At 57.4% G+C, this 17599-nt stretch carries 17 protein-coding genes; 8 read left to right on the top strand and 9 right to left on the bottom strand.

The window, feature by feature from the left end:
• Position 1: 1 nt before the first annotated feature.
• Entirely contained in the window at positions 2-979 is a 978-nt protein-coding gene (locus tag C4S59_RS04395) for a reverse transcriptase family protein (RefSeq protein ID WP_160006746.1), read from the bottom strand.
• 678 nt (positions 980-1657) lie between these two features.
• Between C4S59_RS04395 and C4S59_RS04390 the strand changes: the two genes are divergently transcribed.
• On the top strand, positions 1658-2482 hold the full coding sequence (locus tag C4S59_RS04390) for an intradiol ring-cleavage dioxygenase (RefSeq protein ID WP_234994670.1): 825 nt from the start codon (positions 1658-1660) through the stop codon (positions 2480-2482).
• A 75-nt stretch (positions 2483-2557) separates the two neighbouring features.
• Here C4S59_RS04390 and lpdA read toward each other — a convergent pair whose 3' ends face one another.
• The 7 genes from lpdA to mdh all read right to left on the bottom strand — a co-directional run bounded on the left by lpdA (position 2558) and on the right by mdh (position 12524).
• Positions 2558-3946 carry a dihydrolipoyl dehydrogenase gene (gene lpdA / locus C4S59_RS04385; protein WP_103909227.1) on the bottom strand — a complete coding sequence of 463 codons (1389 nt, stop codon included), beginning with the start codon at positions 3944-3946 and terminating at the stop codon, positions 2558-2560.
• An 86-nt stretch (positions 3947-4032) separates the two neighbouring features.
• The gene (locus C4S59_RS04380) at positions 4033-4428 is read right to left on the bottom strand and encodes an MAPEG family protein (protein ID WP_103909226.1); all 396 of its coding nucleotides are present in this window, start codon (positions 4426-4428) and stop codon (positions 4033-4035) included.
• A 63-nt stretch (positions 4429-4491) separates the two neighbouring features.
• Positions 4492-6021, bottom strand: a complete 1530-nt coding sequence (gene odhB / locus C4S59_RS04375; protein ID WP_103909225.1) for a 2-oxoglutarate dehydrogenase complex dihydrolipoyllysine-residue succinyltransferase — start codon at positions 6019-6021, stop codon at positions 4492-4494.
• A gap of 4 nt (positions 6022-6025) precedes the next feature.
• Positions 6026-8995: a 2-oxoglutarate dehydrogenase E1 component gene (locus C4S59_RS04370; protein ID WP_103909224.1), complete on the bottom strand. Its 2970-nt coding sequence runs from the start codon at positions 8993-8995 to the stop codon at positions 6026-6028.
• Positions 8996-9116: 121 nt separating this feature from the next.
• On the bottom strand, positions 9117-10004 hold the full coding sequence (gene sucD / locus C4S59_RS04365) for a succinate--CoA ligase subunit alpha (protein WP_103909223.1): 888 nt from the start codon (positions 10002-10004) through the stop codon (positions 9117-9119).
• A 115-nt stretch (positions 10005-10119) separates the two neighbouring features.
• The gene (gene sucC, locus C4S59_RS04360) at positions 10120-11313 is read right to left on the bottom strand and encodes an ADP-forming succinate--CoA ligase subunit beta (RefSeq protein ID WP_103909222.1); all 1194 of its coding nucleotides are present in this window, start codon (positions 11311-11313) and stop codon (positions 10120-10122) included.
• Between the two features lie 248 nt (positions 11314-11561).
• Complete coding sequence (gene mdh, locus C4S59_RS04355) at positions 11562-12524, bottom strand: malate dehydrogenase (RefSeq protein ID WP_103909221.1); 963 nt, start codon at positions 12522-12524, stop codon at positions 11562-11564.
• A gap of 156 nt (positions 12525-12680) precedes the next feature.
• Here mdh and C4S59_RS04350 point away from each other — a divergent pair, with 156 nt between their 5' ends.
• Positions 12681-13436 carry a sulfite exporter TauE/SafE family protein gene (locus C4S59_RS04350; protein WP_103909220.1) on the top strand — a complete coding sequence of 252 codons (756 nt, stop codon included), beginning with the start codon at positions 12681-12683 and terminating at the stop codon, positions 13434-13436.
• Here the strand turns inward: C4S59_RS04350 and C4S59_RS04345 are convergent.
• The gene (locus C4S59_RS04345) at positions 13433-13726 is read right to left on the bottom strand and encodes a hypothetical protein (RefSeq protein WP_103909219.1); all 294 of its coding nucleotides are present in this window, start codon (positions 13724-13726) and stop codon (positions 13433-13435) included. The genes C4S59_RS04350 and C4S59_RS04345 overlap by 4 nt on opposite strands.
• Before the next feature lie 201 nt (positions 13727-13927).
• On the opposite strand from C4S59_RS04345, the gene C4S59_RS04340 reads away from it, so the two are divergent.
• The 6 genes from C4S59_RS04340 to sdhD all read left to right on the top strand — a co-directional run bounded on the left by C4S59_RS04340 (position 13928) and on the right by sdhD (position 17579).
• Positions 13928-14782: an HpcH/HpaI aldolase/citrate lyase family protein gene (locus C4S59_RS04340; RefSeq protein WP_103909218.1), complete on the top strand. Its 855-nt coding sequence runs from the start codon at positions 13928-13930 to the stop codon at positions 14780-14782.
• Positions 14783-14785: 3 nt separating this feature from the next.
• On the top strand, positions 14786-15331 hold the full coding sequence (locus tag C4S59_RS04335) for an NnrU family protein (protein ID WP_103909217.1): 546 nt from the start codon (positions 14786-14788) through the stop codon (positions 15329-15331).
• A gap of 4 nt (positions 15332-15335) precedes the next feature.
• Positions 15336-15542, top strand: a complete 207-nt coding sequence (locus tag C4S59_RS04330; protein WP_103909216.1) for a DUF1737 domain-containing protein — start codon at positions 15336-15338, stop codon at positions 15540-15542.
• A gap of 20 nt (positions 15543-15562) precedes the next feature.
• Positions 15563-16594: a MaoC family dehydratase gene (locus C4S59_RS04325; protein WP_103909422.1), complete on the top strand. Its 1032-nt coding sequence runs from the start codon at positions 15563-15565 to the stop codon at positions 16592-16594.
• A 219-nt stretch (positions 16595-16813) separates the two neighbouring features.
• On the top strand, positions 16814-17197 hold the full coding sequence (gene sdhC / locus C4S59_RS04320; RefSeq protein WP_103909215.1) for a succinate dehydrogenase, cytochrome b556 subunit: 384 nt from the start codon (positions 16814-16816) through the stop codon (positions 17195-17197).
• A gap of 10 nt (positions 17198-17207) precedes the next feature.
• On the top strand, positions 17208-17579 hold the full coding sequence (gene sdhD / locus C4S59_RS04315) for a succinate dehydrogenase, hydrophobic membrane anchor protein (RefSeq protein WP_103909214.1): 372 nt from the start codon (positions 17208-17210) through the stop codon (positions 17577-17579).
• Positions 17580-17599 lie beyond the last annotated feature (20 nt).

The raw sequence follows: 17599 nt of genomic DNA, 5'->3' as shown, positions 1-17599 counted from the left end.
CTTAGGATGGCTTTTCGGCATTGTCCAACAATCGCCAGAGCTTTTGTCCGCGGGAGGGATTGATCGCCTCTACCCACGCGATTTTTCCTTCGAGGGAGGCGCGGAAGGCGGGGTCGGACAGACGATGGTCGCCTTCCTTTTGGAAGGCGTGAATGACGGCTTTGAGGTGATCGAACGTTTTGCGGTCGATATTCAGGTGGTCGTTTACGACGATGCCAGTCACGGTTTGGCGGGTGGTTTGCGGCAGGACACGGGTTTTGGATGTGTTCAGGGCAAAGCCTTCGTCTTTGATGATCTGCGGGACAAGGCGCAGCAGATTGGATGTGATTGTGTGGTCGCCCGAGACGGTCAGGTCGTCCGCATAGCGGCTATAGTTGGCATCCAGCCTTTTCGCCAATCCTGCAAGTCTGCGATCCAGACCGAAGGCTGCGTGGTTGGCGAGGGCGGGGGACAGGGGCGCGCCCTGGGGCAGATGTGTTGTTTTGTAGAGGCCACGGTCCGGATAAAAGAGCCGCTCGAGCACGCGGGCCGGGGTTTTGGTGGTTGAGAGCGCGGTCAGGTCCACAGCCACATTGTGGGGATATCCCAGACATCTGAACAGCCCGAAAATTCTGCCAGCGCTGATCGAGGGGAAGAAGTTTTTCAGATCGAAACGCAGGACCACCTGTTCGCCAGCGTGTCGGTTTGCGCCCTGAAGGCAGTTGCGCGACCTGACAAAGCCGAAGGTGTCGGGATGTGTCGGAAGTTTGTCCAGAATGCTGCGCAGGATGTGCCGTTGGATGGCTTTCAGACGCTCTTTGGGGGCTTCTATCAGCCGATGGCCTGACGTCCGTTTTGGCTTCAAAACATAGTGATAATGGTTAACGGCCATATCGCCATGCTCTTCGTGCCGGCCATTTCGGTCCGCGAGGTATTCAAGCTGTTCCGGTGTCAGGAATAGAAATTCGGCCAATGCGGATAATGTGGGAATCTGTGGCAAATCTATTTTCTGAAAAGCCGGAATTGGGGCCATGACGGGTGGGCTTAAATCCGGAGTTGGCCATATCCCTTTACGGGCGCAATAGCGGTAAATGCGTTCGAAATTCCGGTCATATAACAGATGTTCTGCAACGTATTTTTCGGTTGGCGCATATCTGGCGGAGAGTTCTGTAACAAGATCCTCTGAAATGGCTGGAACGAGCTTGTGAACGGTGGACGGAAGGCGCCTTAAGAGATTGGAATTTATGAACTCTTTCGACCATTCACCGCGGGTGATGCTGCGGGCCAGATTGAGTGATACTTCGTTTCTATTCATAACGTTTAAATCGGGCGCAACGAACGGTTTTTGCCTGTCTCGGTTTTGCACCACCCATACTGGGCAACGCCCAGATGCGGTTGTGCCGTGTTTGCTAAGGTCAGTCTAATAGACGGGGATGCCCCGCCCGTCCCTTTGCGTAGATGCGAAGGGTATCCAAAAACCGCCGCTGCTTCGGAAAATATGCTTGAGGTTGTGGGCGCAGCCAAGTTGTTTCTCTTATTACGGGTATATGAGCTTTGCGCAGGTGTATTTGTGCAAATGGGGTATTCTGGCGCGTGCTTAATTTTTTTCCCATTTTCCCGACGGAACGTTTGCTGTTGCACGTTTGTTAAAGACAGACAGCAAACAGGAGCTATCGTCGTGTCCCTAGTAAACCGCCGCCACGTGCTTGGAGCCTTGGCCGCATCGCCGATCGCATCGCTTGGTATTGGTGCTTTCCCGTCATCCGCCCGTGCCCAGGCACAGGCCATCGGGTTGATCACGCCCAATGTGTGCATGGTCATGCCAGAGGTCACTGAAGGTCCGTATTATCTGGACGAAAATCTGGTGCGTGCGGACATTACGGAAGACCGTCAGGGCATTCCGATGCGGTTGCAGATGCAGGTGGTGACGGCAGATTGCCAACCGATCGAAAACGCGCGCGTCGATGTCTGGCATTGCGACGCGGAAGGCAACTATTCCGGTTATGCCAATCAGGGCAGTGATGGTGTGTTGGACACATCCGATCAGGTGTTCCTGCGTGGCACGCAGATGACCAAGGCGGATGGCACCGTGACGTTCCAGACGATCTATCCGGGTTGGTATCGGGGGCGGACGACGCACATCCATTACAAGGTGTATCTGGATGAAAAGACGCTTCTGACAAGTCAGATTTTCTTTCCCGACGCGCTGTCGGAATACCTGTTCCAGTCCGTCACGCCCTATAACAACCGCGAAGCCAAACGGGACACGACCAACAGCAATGACTGGATCGCGTCCGAGGCCGGTTCAGGGGCCTATGCTGCGGTGCGTGAGCAGCCGGAATACTATGATGCTGCGCTGGTTGTCGGCGTTGCTTCCGATGCGGTGTCTGTGCCTGCAAGCATGCCGGGCGGCGCTGGTGGCCCGCCTCCGGGTGGGCCTTCTGGTGCTGGTCCGCAAGATGGCACGAATTCTGCAGGGGTTTTCGTACCTAGCAAAACTTAAACTTGCCTGCCTAGCTAAATGGAAACCGGCCGCCCTTTTGGGGGCGGCCGGTTTTTTCATGCCTTACGAAGCAGATCAGGAGTGGATCGGGCCGTCGCCGCAAGCCAGGGCCGCTTCACGCACCGCTTCCGAATAGGTCGGGTGTGCGTGGCAGGTCAGGGCCAGATCCTCGGCCGAGGCGCCGAATTCCATGGCAACGCAGACTTCGTGGATCAGATCGCCAGCCATCGGGCCAATGATGTGTGCACCAAGGATGCGGTCGGTTTTCTTGTCGGCCAGAAGCTTGACGAAACCGTCGGCGGCAAAGTTGGCTTTCGCACGGCCGTTGCCCATGAACGAGAATTTGCCAACCTTGTAGTCGACGCCTTCTTTCTTCAGCTCTTCTTCGGTTTTGCCAACCGACGACACCTCGGGGCTTGTGTAGATGACCGACGGGATCACGCCATAGTTCACGTGGCCGGCCTTGCCTGCGATAACTTCTGCCGCGGCCATGCCTTCGTCTTCGGCTTTGTGCGCCAGCATCGGGCCTTCGATCGCGTCGCCGATGGCGTAGATGCCGTCGACGCTGGTTTTCCAGTGGCCGTCTGTTTTGACAAAGCCGCGATCTGTCAGTTCGACACCCAGTGCCTCAAGGCCCAGACCGTCGGTGTAGGGTTTGCGGCCTGTTGCGACCAGAACGACGTCTGCATCAGCGGTGTGTTCGCTGTCGTCTTTCTTCAGCTTGTAGGTGACCTTGGCTTTGGTTTTCATTGCTTCGACGCCCTGGACCGCTGCGCCCAGAATAAAGTTCAGGCCCTGCTTTTTCAGGATACGCTGGAAGGTTTTCTGAACCTCGCCGTCCATGGTGGGTGTGATCGTGTCGAGGTATTCGATCACGGTCACTTCTGCGCCCAGACGGGAATAGACCGAGCCCATTTCCAGACCGATAACACCGGCACCGATGACGATCATCTTCTTGGGGATCTTTTTCAGGCTCAGCGCACCGGTCGAGGATACAACGGTTTCTTCGTCGATCTCGACGCCCGGCAGGGTCGCAACTTCGGAACCTGTCGCGACGATGATGTTCTTGGCTTCGTGAACTTCGTCACCAACCTTGACCTTGCCCGCCGCAGGGATCGACCCCCAGCCCTTCAGCCAGTCGATCTTGTTCTTTTTGAACAGGAACTCGATGCCCTTGGTGTTGCCGTCGATGACGTCGGTTTTGTAGGCCTGCATCTGCGGCCAGTCGACAGAGGGGGATTTGCCCTTCAGGCCCATTTTGGCAAAGTTATGCTCGGCCTCGTGCAACTGGTGCGTGGCGTGCAGCAGCGCCTTGGACGGAATACAGCCCACGTTCAGGCACGTGCCACCCAGCGTTTCGCGGCCTTCCACACAAGCGGTTTTCAGACCCAGCTGTGCGCAGCGGATCGCAGCCACATAGCCACCGGGGCCAGCGCCGATTACGATGACGTCATATTGTGCCATTACGGTTATCCTTTCGTTGAACGGGCGGTGATGGTTGCGCCTGTGGCAGGTCCCACCCCCGAGGAATTAGCGTGTCTTGTTAGGCCTCAGAGCAGGGCCATGATCAGCATGATCACGGTCGCCCCAAAGCCGGTCATCCAGATAAGTGACCGGCCCGGACGCCAGCCAAAATAGTAAGCGGGCACGTATAGCACCCGGGCAACGAGGTATATCAGCGCACATGCTGCGGTGATGGCGTTGCCCTTGTCGGAAAAGGTGATCACCAGCACCGCGATGGTGAACAGGATCAAGCCTTCGAAATGGTTGTTCATGGCGCGCTGCAGGCGGCCGGTTTTTTCGGACATCTCACGCGACGGCGCACGATCACGGGCGGACGTTGTATAGCCCGGTCCCAATTCCAGATTTGCGGGGATCGCGAAGATGACGAACTGAACGCACTGAAGAAGTGCAGCAAGCGTCAGGGCCGTAAGTTCAGGGGTCATGATGTGTTTTCCTGAAAACGGAGAGGTGACGCCCCCGCGTAATCGCGAGGACGTCAATTCGGATTACAGATCCATCAACAGACGACGAGGATCTTCCAGCGCTTCTTTGACGCGCACGAGGAAGGTCACGGCGCCTTTGCCGTCGACGATACGGTGGTCGTAGGACAGTGCCAGATACATCATCGGGCGGGCCACGATCTGACCGTTCACGACCATCGGGCGTTCCTGAATTTTGTGCATGCCGAGGATACCGGACTGCGGGGGGTTCAGGATCGGCGAGGACATAAGCGAGCCGTAGACACCACCGTTCGAGATGGTGAAGGTGCCGCCCTGCATTTCTGCCATGGACAGTTTGCCGTCGCGGGCGCGCTTGCCCTTTTCGGCAATCTCTTTTTCGATGTCGGCAAAGCTTTTCTGGTCGACGTCACGCAGAACCGGAACAACCAGACCCTGCGGTGTACCTGCCGCGATGCCCATGTGGACAAAGTTCTTGTACACGATGTCTGTGCCGTCGATTTCGGCGTTCACTTCGGGCACTTCTTTCAGCGCGTGGACGCAGGCCTTAGTGAAGAACGACATAAAGCCCAGACGTGCACCGTGCTTCTTCTCGAACTGGTCTTTGTACTGGTTGCGCAGTGCCATCACCTCGGTCATGTCGACCTCGTTGTAGGTGGTCAGCATCGCGGCTGTGTTCTGAGCGTCTTTCAGGCGGCGCGCGATGGTCTGGCGCAGGCGGGTCATCTTGACGCGTTCTTCGCGAGCAGCATCGTCCGCAGCAACCGGTGCGCGCGGCGCTTTGGGTGCCTCGGCTGCGGCAGGGGCCGAGGAGGCCGCCGCAACAGCGCGTGCCACGTCTTCTTTCATGGCGCGACCGTCACGGCCCGAACCCTGAACCTGATCGCGACTGATGCCTGCTTCGGCCATGGCTTTCTTGGCTGCGGGCGCATCTTCGACGTCCGAACGGCCAGAGCCCGCTGCGGGTGTGCTGTACTGTGTGTCGCCTGCGGGCGCTGCTGCCTCTTTGGCGGCCGGTGCGGCTGCACCGCCTGCGCCTTCTGCGATCACGGCCAGCTGGCCGCCTGCTTCGACGGTTGTGCCTTCGCCAGCCAGAATTTTGGACAGGGTGCCAGCGGCGGGTGCGGGGACCTCAACAGAGACTTTGTCTGTTTCCAGTTCACACAGGATTTCGTCTTGAGCGACCGCTTCGCCTTCTTTCTTGAACCATGTCGAAACGGTTGCTTCGGATACGGATTCGCCCAGCGTCGGGACCATCACGTCAACCGATGCGCCCGATGCCGCAGGGGCGTCTGCTTTGGCTTCGGTCTTTTTGGCCGGTGCGGGTGCTGCAGCGCTGTCACCTTCCGAGATGTTGGCCAGCAGCGCGTCAACGCCCACTGTTTCACCTTCGGCAGCGACGATTTCCGCCAGTGTGCCAGCGGCGGGCGACGGGACTTCTACAGTGACCTTGTCGGTTTCCAGTTCGCACAGCATTTCGTCCACAGCGACAGTATCGCCGGGCTTTTTGAACCATGTCGCAACGGTTGCCTCGGTTACGGATTCACCCAGTGTGGGTACACGCACTTCGGTGGTCATGTTCTTATCCTTCAATCGTCAGCGCTTCATCGACGAGCGCTTCTTGTTGGGCTTTGTGAGCGGAGGCCAGACCTGTTGCGGGCGAGGCCGATGTGGCGCGGCCCACGTAACGGGGGCGCGGGTGTTTCGCTTTGATGCGACCCAGAACCCATTCGATATTGGGTTCGATAAAGGTCCATGCACCTTGGTTTTTGGGTTCTTCCTGACACCAGATCATTTCGGCCTGCGGGAAGCGTTCCAGTTCTTTGACCAAGGAAATGGCCGGGAACGGATAGAACTGTTCCACACGCAGCAGATAGACGTCGTCCAGACCCCGCTTGTCGCGCTCTTCCAGAAGGTCGAAGTAGACCTTGCCGGAACACATCACGACGCGCTTGATCTTGTCGTCTGCAACCAGCTTGGTGTCCGAGTTGCCCTTTTGCGCATCGTCCCAAAGGACGCGGTGGAAGGACGAACCGGATGTAAAGTCTTCGGCTTCCGAGATGCAGAGCTTGTGACGCAGCAGCGATTTCGGTGTCACCAGAACCAGCGGCTTACGGTAGGACCGGTGCAGCTGGCGACGCAGGATGTGGAAGTAGTTCGCAGGGGTCGAGCAGTTCGCAACGATCCAGTTGTCCTGACCACACATCTGCAAGAAGCGCTCAAGGCGGGCAGAGGAGTGTTCCGGGCCCTGACCTTCAAAGCCGTGCGGCAGAAGGCAAACCAGACCGGACATCCGCAGCCATTTCGATTCACCCGACGAGATGAACTGGTCGAACATGATCTGCGCACCGTTGGCGAAGTCGCCGAACTGGGCTTCCCACAGGGTCAGCGCGTTCGGTTCTGCCAGCGAGTAGCCGTATTCGAAACCCAGAACCGCATATTCGGACAGCGCCGAGTCGATAACCTCGTAGCGGGCCTGACCCTCGCGGATGGCGTTCAGCGGGTAGTAGCGTTCTTCGGTGTCCTGATTGATCAGGGCCGAGTGGCGCTGCGAGAACGTACCACGGGTCGAGTCCTGACCAGCCAGACGAACAGGGTAGCCTTCGGTCAGAAGTGATCCGAATGCCAGCGCTTCGGCAGTTGCCCAGTCGAACCCTTTGCCGGTGTCGAACATGTTCTTGCGGGTTTCCAGCAAGCGCGCGACGGTTTTGTGCGTCGGGAAACCATCGGGCGCAGTGGTCAGAGCCTGACCGATCTGCTGCATGGTTTCTTCCTTGATCGACGTTTTGCCGCGCTGGTATTTGCCCTGCTTTTGCTTGTCGAGGTGCGACCAGCGGCCATCCAGCCAGTCGGCCTTGTTCGGCTTAAACACCTTACCGGCTTCGAATTCCTCATTCAGGTGCGCTTGGAACGCGGCCTTCATGTCTTCGATTTCGCCTTCGGGGATCAGGCCGTCTTTGACCAGACGTTCTGTGTACAGGGTCAGGGTTGTGCGCTGCTTTTTGATCTTTTTGTACATCACCGGGTTGGTGAACATGGGCTCGTCGCCCTCGTTGTGACCAAAGCGGCGGTAGCAGAACATGTCGATGACAACGTCTTTGCCGAACTTCTGACGGAACTCGGTTGCGACCTTGGCGGCGTGCACCACGGCCTCGGGGTCGTCACCATTGACGTGGAAGATCGGGGCTTCAACCACCAGCGCGTTGTCCGTCGGGTAGGGCGACGAACGCGAGAAGTGCGGCGCAGTGGTAAAGCCGATCTGGTTGTTCACAACGATATGGATTGTGCCGCCTGTGCGGTGACCGCGCAGACCGGACAGCGCGAAACATTCCGCCACAACGCCCTGACCGGCAAAGGCCGCGTCGCCGTGCAGAAGGACAGGCATAACCTGTGTGCGCTCGGCGTCGTTCAACTGGTCCTGTTTGGCGCGGGCCTTACCCAGAACAACGGGGTTCACCGCTTCGAGGTGCGAGGGGTTTGCTGTCAGCGACAGGTGCACTTCGTTGCCGTCGAATTCGCGGTCGGACGATGCACCAAGGTGATACTTCACGTCGCCCGAACCATCGACATCCTCGGGCTTGAAGCTGCCGCCTTGGAATTCGTTGAAGATCGCGCGGTAGGGGTTGCCCATCACGTTGGCCAGAACCGACAGGCGGCCACGGTGGGGCATACCGATGATGATGTCACGCACACCCAACGCGCCACCGCGTTTGATGATCTGTTCCATCGCAGGGATCAGCGATTCACCACCATCAAGGCCGAAACGCTTTGTGCCCATGTATTTGACGTGCAGGAACTTTTCGAACCCTTCGGCTTCGACCATCTTGTTCAGAATGGCTTTACGGCCTTCACGGGTGAATTTGATTTCCTTGCCGAAACCTTCGATCCGTTCTTTCAGCCATGCGGACTGCTCGGGATCAGAGATGTGCATGTACTGAAGCGCGAACGTGCCACAGTATGTACGCTTCAGAACGGAAATGATTTCGCGCAGCGACGCGATTTCCAGACCCAGAACGTTGTCGATAAAGATCGGGCGATCCAGATCGGCGTCGGTGAAGCCGTAGGATTTGTAATCAAGCTCGGGGTGCTCAGATGTGTCGCGCATGCCCAGCGGGTCCAGATCAGCGGCAAGGTGGCCACGGATACGGTAGGCGCGAATGATCATCAGGGCGCGGATACTGTCCAGAACGGCGCGGCGCACTTCGGCATCGGTCAGCGACACACCGGCGGATTTCGCCTTGTCCTGAATTTTCGCACCGGCAGATTTTGCCTCGGCGGGGGCGACGGGCATGGGCCATTCGCCGGTCAGGGCAGCTGTCAGGTCATCGCCCGGTGCAGGGGGCCAGTCGCGGCGCGCCCAAGAGGGGCCGTCGGCTTCTTTCTTGACCGAAATCTCATCATCGCCGAGTTGCTGGAAGAAGGACTGCCACGCTTCGTCAACGGCATTGGGGTCGTTGGCATAGCGCGCGTACATCTGCTCCAGATATTCGGCATTGTGCCCCTGCATAAAGCTTGAGGCATGGAAAACGTCGTTGGGGCTTTGGTCGGTCATTGGTGCACCTCGGGTTTCAGGCGATTTTGCCCTGCCTGATATTGTCGAGCTCGGGCCGATCGTCACCGGCCCTTGCCATTAACGTGTGGTTGGCGCGCCGGTTCCGGCACGCCACGGGGCCTTAGCCCTTGTTGATCGCTTCCAGAACAGCTTCGCCCAGTGTTGCGGGGCTGTCTGCGACGACGATGCCAGCGGCTTTCATCGCTTCGATCTTGTCCTCGGCACCACCTTTGCCGCCTGCGACGATCGCACCGGCGTGGCCCATGCGACGGCCCGGAGGCGCTGTGCGGCCCGCGATGAAACCGGCTGTCGGCTTCCAACGGCCTTTTTTCTTTTCATCGGCCAGGAACTGAGCAGCTTCTTCTTCGGCGGAACCGCCGATTTCGCCGATCATGATGATCGATTGTGTTTCCGGATCAGCCAGGAACATTTCCAGCACGTCGATGTGCTCGGTGCCTTTGATCGGGTCGCCGCCGATACCAACAGCCGAGGACTGGCCCAGACCCAGATCCGAAGTCTGCTTGACCGCTTCATATGTCAGGGTGCCCGAGCGGGAAACAACGCCGCATGTGCCGCGCTTGTGGATGTGGCCCGGCATAATGCCGATTTTGCAGGCGTCAGGTGTGATGACACCGGGGCAGTTCGGGCCGATCAGGCGGCTTTTGCTGCCTTCCAGCGCGCGCTGTACCTTCATCATGTCCAGCACCGGAATGCCTTCTGTGATGCAGACGATCAGTTCCATTTCCGCGTCGATCGCTTCAAGGATCGAGTCAGCCGCGAAGGGCGGGGGAACGTAGATGACCGATGCGTTGGCTTCGGTGACGTGCTTGGCTTCGTGGACCGAGTTGAACACGGGCAGGCCCAGATGTTCCTGACCACCTTTGCCCGGTGTCACGCCGCCAACCATTTTTGTGCCATACGCGATGGCCTGTTCGGTGTGGAATGTGCCCTGCGAGCCGGTCAGGCCCTGACAGATCACTTTTGTATTTTCGTCTACGAGGACTGCCATGTCGGAGTCTCCTGATTGTGTTGTCTGGCAGGTCCGGACCGTTGCCGGACCCTAACTGTTCATGCTTCTGACTGTTGTGCGGCGGCGCGACGTATCGTTGCGCCGCGTCGCATGATCAGCCCTTGACCGCTTTCACGATCTTCTGTGCGCCATCTTTCAGGTCGTCGGCGGCAATAACGTTCAGGCCAGAGGTGTTGATGATCTCTTTGCCTTTCTCGACGTTGGTACCTTCCAGACGAACCACCAGCGGCACTTCCAGACCTACTTCTTTAACCGCGGCAACGACGCCCTCGGCGATAACATCACAGCGCATAATGCCACCGAAGATGTTGACCAGGATGCCTTTGACGTTCGGGTCGGATGTGATGATCTTGAACGCTTCGGTCACTTTCTCTTTGGTGGCGCCGCCACCTACATCGAGGAAGTTTGCAGGCTCGGCACCGTACAGTTTGATGATGTCCATTGTGGCCATCGCCAGACCGGCACCGTTCACCATGCAGCCGATTTCGCCGTCCAGAGCGATGTAGTTCAGGTCGTACTTGGAGGCCTGAAGCTCTTTCGGGTCTTCTTCTGTTTCGTCGCGCAGTTCGGCAACGTCCGGCTGGCGGTAGATCGCGTTGCCGTCAAAGCCCAGCTTGGCGTCCAGAACCTTCAGCTTGCCGTCGGTCATGACGATCAGCGGGTTGATTTCCAGCATCTCCATGTCCTTCTCGATGAAGGCTTTGTAGAGGATGCCCATCAGCTTGACGCACTCTTTGATCTGCGCGCCTTCCAGACCCAGCGCGAATGCAACGCGACGGCCGTGGAATGCTTGGTAACCTGTTGCGGGATCAACGCTGAACGACAGGATCTTTTCGGGGGTCGATGCGGCGACCTCTTCGATGTCCATGCCGCCTTCTGTCGAGCAGACGAAGGAAACGCGCGATGTGACGCGGTCAACCAGCAGGGCCAGATACAGTTCGCGTTCGATGTCGGAACCGTCTTCGATGTAGATGCGGTTCACTTGCTTGCCTGCGGGGCCGGTCTGGTGTGTGACCAGTGTCTTGCCCAGCATCTTTTTCGCTTCTTCGGCAGCCTCGGAAACCGACTTGGCCAGGCGGACACCGCCCTTTTCGCCAGCTTCGGCTTCTTTGAATTTGCCTTTACCACGGCCACCGGCGTGGATTTGTGCCTTTACAACCCAGAGGGGGCCATCAAGCTCGCCTGCGGCGGTTTTGGCATCTTCTGCCTTCAGAACCACGCGGCCATCGGACACCGGCGCGCCATAGCTGCGAAGCAGGGCTTTCGCCTGATATTCGTGGATGTTCATAAGTCTCCGTCCCGTTTTGCTGCGGTTGTTCCCCGCTATAACGGCCAGAGAATGCTTGTTTGGAGTAAAAATATACTTGGATAGGAAAAAATGGATGCATTTATCCATTTTGTGATCACAGGCATTTACTGTGTGATCACAAAATATGCGCAAGTGGTTTGCGATTCCTTTTTGGGGTGTTCTGAAACCTTAGCACAAAAAAAGGCGCGCAGTCTGCGCGCCTTTTGAAATTTGGTGTCAGCTGACGCTTATGCGAGGCTCGGGTCGATGCCTTTGCACGCTTCGACCAGGCCCTGAACGGCTTTGACCGATGTGTCGAACATTTCCTGCTCGGCTTTGTTCAGCGTGATGTTGACGATGCGCTCGATGCCGCCGGCGCCGATCACTGTCGGAACACCAACGTACATGTCCTTCACGCCCAGATCGCCGTCGCAATATGCGGCGCAAGGCAGAACGCGCTTCTGGTCTTTCAGGTAGGCTTCGGCCATTTCGATCGCCGATGTCGCCGGAGCGTAGAACGCGGAACCTGTTTTCAGCAGACCAACGATTTCGGCACCGCCGTCACGTGTACGCTGAACGATAGCGTCCATTTTTTCCTGAGTGGTCCAGCCCATCTCGATCAGGTCGGGCAGGGGGATACCTGCAACTGTCGAGTAACGTACGGACGGAACCATTGTGTCGCCGTGGCCGCCCAGAACGAAGGCTGTGACGTCTTTCATGGACACGTTGAATTCTTCTGCAAGGAAGTGACGGAAGCGCGCGCTGTCCAGAACACCGGCCATGCCGCAGACCTTGTTCGCGGGCAGACCCGAGAACTGCTGCAGAGCCCAAACCATCGCGTCCAGCGGGTTTGTGATACAGATAACGAATGCGTTCGGCGCGTGGTCGCGGATGCCTTCGCCAACGGATTTCATAACCTTCAGGTTGATGCCCAGCAGGTCATCACGGCTCATGCCCGGCTTACGGGGAACACCGGCTGTTACGATGCAAACATCTGCGCCTGCGATGTCGGCGTAGTCCTGTGTGCCTTTCAGCGATGCGTCGAAACCTTCGGACGGGCCGGATTCAGCGATATCAAGCGCTTTACCTTCCGGTGTGCCCTCTGCGATGTCGAACAATACGACGTCGCCCAGTTCTTTCATTGCTGCAAGGTGTGCAAGTGTACCACCGATCTGTCCCGCACCAATAAGCGCGATCTTGGGTCTGGCCATGGAAATCTCTCCACTGGTTGAATTTCGCCGCATGGCTAAGCCTTTGATCCGTTTTGCGCAAGTGTGCTGCGGTGCGGCGGTGTCTTTTGATGCTTTACCACCCGACGGATGTTAGCGATAAACCTGTTGAAAAACCTTAATTTAAAGGAATCCCTTTTGGAAATTCTGACGTTGACTATTTTTGCCGTAGCGGCGCCTGCGGTGTTCTTTGCAGGCGTGTCGAAAGGTGGGTTTGGCTCGGGCGCGGCCTTTGCGAGTTCTTCGATTCTTGCAATTGCAATGGAACCAGGCGCGGCGCTGGGGATCATGTTGCCGCTGTTGATGTTGATCGACGTCGCAAGCCTTCCGGCGTACTGGAAGAAATGGTCTTGGCCCGAAGCTAAGGTGCTGATTTACGCAGGTGTTCCGGGGGTTCTGGCTGGGGCAGTTTTCTACCAATACGCCGATGCTAACATGATCAGAATTATGATCGGGCTGGTCTGTCTGCTGTTCGTTGCGTGGCAATCTGCGTTGAAGTTAGGGGTGGTTTCGCTCGGGCATCGCAAGATGGGTATGAAGACCGGCGTCGTTTCGGGCGTTGTGCTGGGCTTCACCAGTTTCGTCAGCCATGCCGGTGGTCCGGTTGCGGCGGTTTACATGTTGGGGCGGGGTCTGGGTAAGCTTCAATATCAGGCGACAACCGTGCTTGTTTTTTGGGCGATCAACTTTTTCAAATCCGGTTTTTACGCCGCGATGGGAATCTTTACCAAAGAGACATTGTTGATGGCCGCGGCGCTGATCCCGTTCGCCATTGTAGGCACCTGGGTGGGCGTCAAAGCGCACAACATGGTGTCCGAGCGGTTCTTCTTTGGCCTGACCTACGTGCTTCTGACCGTCACGGGCACCAAGCTGATCTGGGATGCGCTGACCTAAGTTGAGGGGTTACCCATCAGTGTGGCAATCGACTCGGCCTCTAGTCCGCTGGCAATGAGGCAGGTCAGCCCGTTCGGCTGGGTTCTGAGAATTGTCCATGTCTGCGTCTGCGCGGACTGGAACACTTCGACCACCGAAAGATCATCGTGCCATTGAACGGCAACCTGCGTTTCGCCGAACCGTTGCTGAAGATGATCGATCACGCGGGCCCGATCCCCGCAGTTGGGTTGTGCGGCGGCTGAATTAGCGGAAATCGCCAAGGCAGCCGAAAGAATCACTCGAAGTTTCATCTGTCAGATCCTCCCAAAACAGCCGGTCGGGAACATGACCGGCGAATGGTAGCGTCTGACAGAAAGTCCTGAGATTTAATTAACGCTGCGTTTAGTGGACTTTGGTATACCTTTTTGCTGCGTCGCGGCAAATTTCTCTTGAAGTTTTCTAAGAAAAATGAAGGTTGATACGCAACTTTGTTTCGTAAAGGAGACGCAGCCATGTCCTTGCCACGCCCCTTCCGGTCAGTTCTGTACATCCCCGGTTCCAAGGATCGCGCGATCAACAAAGCGCGCAGCCTGCCTGTAGATGCGATCATCTTTGACCTCGAAGATGCCGTTGCAATCGACGAAAAGGCCAACGCACGCGAAACGCTGACACGCGAATTGGCAGAGGGCGGGTTCGGTCATCGCTACCGTATCGTGCGCATCAACAGCCTTGATACCATCTGGGGCAAATCCGATGCCGAGGCTGTGGCGAAAATGGACTGCGACGCGGTTCTGCTGCCCAAGGTCGAAAGCGCCGCTCAGTTGGATGCGCTTGCAGCAATCACGGGCGATTTGCGCATCTGGGCGATGATGGAAACGCCGATGGGCATGCTGAACGCCCGCGAAATTGCCGAACATCCGATGCTTGAAGGCATGGTTATGGGCACCAACGATCTGGTCAAGGATCTGGGTGCGCGCGCAACGCCGGACCGCGTTGCTGTTATGGCATCGCTGGGCCTGTGCGTTCTGGCCGCCAAGGCCTATGGCGTAACGGTCATCGACGGCGTTTATAATGCGTTCAAAGACGAAGAAGGTCTGCGCGCTGAATGTACGCAAGGCCGCGATATGGGTTTTGACGGCAAAACGCTGATCCATCCTGCGCAGATCGACACATCGAACGAAGTCTTCGGCCCGTCCGAGGAAGAAGTCGATCTTGCCCGCCGCCAGATCGCTGCTTTTGAAGCCGCGCAGCGCGAAGGTCAGGGTGTTGCCGTTGTTGACGGTCGTATCGTTGAAAACCTGCACGTAGACACAGCACGCCGCGTTCTGGCACAAGCCGAAGCAATCAATCAGATTGCAGCGGAGTAAACCATGTCACTTTTAGTCATCGGCATAGCGCTTTGGGCGCTGGCCCATCTGTTTAAACGATTGGCCCCCGATGCCCGTGCCAAACTTGGCACCCCGGGCCGCGGCATTGTCGCGGTTCTGATCCTTCTCGGACTTGCGTTCATTGTTCTGGGCTATCGCGCCGCGCCGTTTGTCTCGGTTTGGACGCCACCCAGCTTTATGGTTCACATCAACAACCTGTTGATGCTGATCGCCGTCTTTGTCTACGGCATGAGCGCGACCACCGGTCGTTTGCGTGGCAAGATGCGTCATCCGCAACTGACGGCAGTGAAAATCTGGGCGGTTGCGCACCTTCTGGTGAATGGCGATCTGGCGTCGATCATCCTGTTCGGCAGCATGCTGGCTTGGGCCGTGGCCGAAGTCGTTATCATCAACAAGAACTCTGACTGGGATCGTCCCGAACCGGGGAACGCCAAGAAAGACGTTTTGCTGGTTGTTATCACATTGGTCATGTTCGCCGTGATCACGGGCATCCACGCATGGCTCGGCGTTTGGCCGTTCCCGGGGTAAGATTATGAAACTTTACAGATTTTTGTCCTCGGATGACACGTCCGAGTTCTGTCACAAGGTCACGGCGGCCCTGAACAAAGGCTGGGAGCTGCACGGCGATCCGACCTATGCGTTTGACGCTGCAAACGGTGTCATGCGCTGCGGACAGGCTGTGATCAAAGAGGTCGAGGGAAAGGAATACACCCCTGACCTGAAGCTTGGAGAGCAATAATGAAAGACGGGATTGAGCGCATGACCAAGACCAATGCAGGGCGTTTTTTCGAGGACTACACAATCGGGCAGGTGATTGAACACGCCGTGCCGCGGACTGTGGGTCAGGGCGAACGCGCGCTGTATCATGCGCTCTATCCTGCGCGTCATGCGCTCTATTCGTCGGATGCCTTTGCGCAGTCCTGTGGTCTGGCAGCCAGCCCGCTGGATGATCTGGCAGCGTTCCACGTGGTGTTCGGCAAAACCGTGCCCGACGTATCGCTGAACGCCCGCGCGAACCTTGGATATGCTGAAGGCCGCTGGCTCAAGCCGGTCTGGCCCGGTGACACGTTGCGTTCGACGTCGGAAGTGATTGGGCTCAAGCAGAATTCGAACGGCAAGACAGGCGTCGTTTGGGTCCGCACCCGTGGTTATAACCAGAAGGACGAATGCGTTCTCGATTATGTCCGTTGGGTCATGGTCAAGAAACGTGATCTGGAGGCGAAAGCGCCCGAGACGGTTGTGCCTGATTTGAAATCCGCGCTGGACGTGTCCGATCTGGTCATCCCCGAAGGTCTGGATTTCACCAACTATGATTTCACACTGGCGGGCGAGCCACACCGCTGGGGCGATTACGAAGTGGGCGAGGTCATCGACCACGTCGATGGCGTGACCGTTGAAGAAGCCGAACACATGATGGCGACGCGCCTGTGGCAGAACACGTCGAAGGTACACTTCGACGGCACCCAGCGCGAAGACGGTAAGCGCCTGATCTACGGTGGTCACGTCATTTCCATGGCGCGCACCCTGAGCTTTAACGGTTTGGCCAACGCGCAGATGATCGCGGGTCTGAACGCAGGCGCCCACGCGAACCCGTGCTTCTCGGGCGATACAATCCGCGCATGGACCGAAGTTCTGGACAAAGCAGAAACCGGCGCGCCGGGCGTTGGTGCCCTGCGTCTGCGTCTGGTGGCGACAAAGTCCGGCGAAGCGGGACAGTTGAAGGGCGAAGACGGCAAATATCTGCCGGGCGTTCTTCTGGACTTGGACTACTGGGCGCTGATTCCAGTATAAAAAAGTTCAAAGGCAGCAATCAGAAATCTACTGGTGCTGTCGTTAACGTCTAGGACGATACCTAAAACGGATTTGTGATCACATTGCTTGGCGGTGTGATCACAAATGCTGCGTGCGCAGCAAAAATCCGCGACGAATGAGCGCTAACATGCGTTTCGGACTCGTGACTTTGGGTAAAAAACGACTAGAACGCTGGCAAGGAACCAAGAGGACACCGCCATGGCCGACGTGAACCGGGGCAACCGCCCGCTTTCACCGCACTTGCAAATTTATCGCCCACAGCTGACTTCGATCACCTCCATTTTCGTACGCATCACGGGCAACGCTTTGATCGTTGCTATGCTGATGATCGTCTGGTGGTTCTTGGCAGCGGCAACATCGCCGGAATATTTCGCCTACGCTGACGCTTTCGTCACAAGCTGGTTCGGCGATCTGGTGCTGTTCCTGTCCACATGGGCGCTTTGGTATCACCTGCTGGGTGGCGTACGTCACCTGATCTGGGACAACGCCGTCGGGCTTGATCTGGAAACGGCCTATACGCTGGGCTACGCGCTGATCATCGGCTCGGTTGTGCTGACGATCTTCACCGTAATCGTGGTGTAAGGAGACTGACATGGCTTATATGACCGACCGCAAACGCGCGAACCGTTGGGGCAGCGCCAAGTCCGGCACACATCACTTCTGGTCGATGAAAGTGTCGTCTGTTGGCCTTCTGATCCTGATCCCGCTGTTTGTCTTTACATTCGGCCCCGCGCTGGGTGGCACATATGAAGAAGTGACCGCTTACTTTGCGCGTCCCTTCCCCGCGATCATCGCCGCACTGACAATGATCGTCGCTTTCAAGCACTTCAACGATGGGTTCCAGGTTCTGGTCGAGGACTACGTCCACGGCATCTGGGAGAAAATCCTCATCCTCGGTATGACATGCCTCAGCTACGGCGCGGCGGCGGTTGGCGTATTTGCCATCGCACGTCTGGCGCTTTGAGCGATAGGAGCATCTGACTA

It is taken from the genome of Thalassococcus halodurans (genome assembly GCF_900108225.1).
Taxonomy (GTDB): domain Bacteria; phylum Pseudomonadota; class Alphaproteobacteria; order Rhodobacterales; family Rhodobacteraceae; genus Thalassococcus; species Thalassococcus halodurans.
This window is presented reverse-complemented; position numbering and strand designations above follow the sequence as displayed.

Bases quoted from the DNA above. Each gene is read 5' to 3' on its own strand.
- sdhD (WP_103909214.1), top strand. From the start codon at position 17,208: ATGGCTTATATGACCGACCGCAAACGCGCGAACCGTTGGGGCAGCGCC.
- sucD (WP_103909223.1), bottom strand. From the start codon at position 10,004: ATGGCAGTCCTCGTAGACGAAAATACAAAAGTGATCTGTCAGGGCCTG.
- C4S59_RS04345 (WP_103909219.1), bottom strand. From the start codon at position 13,726: ATGAAACTTCGAGTGATTCTTTCGGCTGCCTTGGCGATTTCCGCTAAT.
- C4S59_RS04340 (WP_103909218.1), top strand. From the start codon at position 13,928: ATGTCCTTGCCACGCCCCTTCCGGTCAGTTCTGTACATCCCCGGTTCC.
- C4S59_RS04370 (WP_103909224.1), bottom strand. From the start codon at position 8,995: ATGACCGACCAAAGCCCCAACGACGTTTTCCATGCCTCAAGCTTTATG.
- C4S59_RS04335 (WP_103909217.1), top strand. From the start codon at position 14,786: ATGTCACTTTTAGTCATCGGCATAGCGCTTTGGGCGCTGGCCCATCTG.
- odhB (WP_103909225.1), bottom strand. From the start codon at position 6,021: ATGACCACCGAAGTGCGTGTACCCACACTGGGTGAATCCGTAACCGAG.
- lpdA (WP_103909227.1), bottom strand. From the start codon at position 3,946: ATGGCACAATATGACGTCATCGTAATCGGCGCTGGCCCCGGTGGCTAT.
- mdh (WP_103909221.1), bottom strand. From the start codon at position 12,524: ATGGCCAGACCCAAGATCGCGCTTATTGGTGCGGGACAGATCGGTGGT.
- sucC (WP_103909222.1), bottom strand. From the start codon at position 11,313: ATGAACATCCACGAATATCAGGCGAAAGCCCTGCTTCGCAGCTATGGC.
- C4S59_RS04325 (WP_103909422.1), top strand. From the start codon at position 15,563: ATGACCAAGACCAATGCAGGGCGTTTTTTCGAGGACTACACAATCGGG.
- sdhC (WP_103909215.1), top strand. From the start codon at position 16,814: ATGGCCGACGTGAACCGGGGCAACCGCCCGCTTTCACCGCACTTGCAA.
- C4S59_RS04380 (WP_103909226.1), bottom strand. From the start codon at position 4,428: ATGACCCCTGAACTTACGGCCCTGACGCTTGCTGCACTTCTTCAGTGC.
- C4S59_RS04330 (WP_103909216.1), top strand. From the start codon at position 15,336: ATGAAACTTTACAGATTTTTGTCCTCGGATGACACGTCCGAGTTCTGT.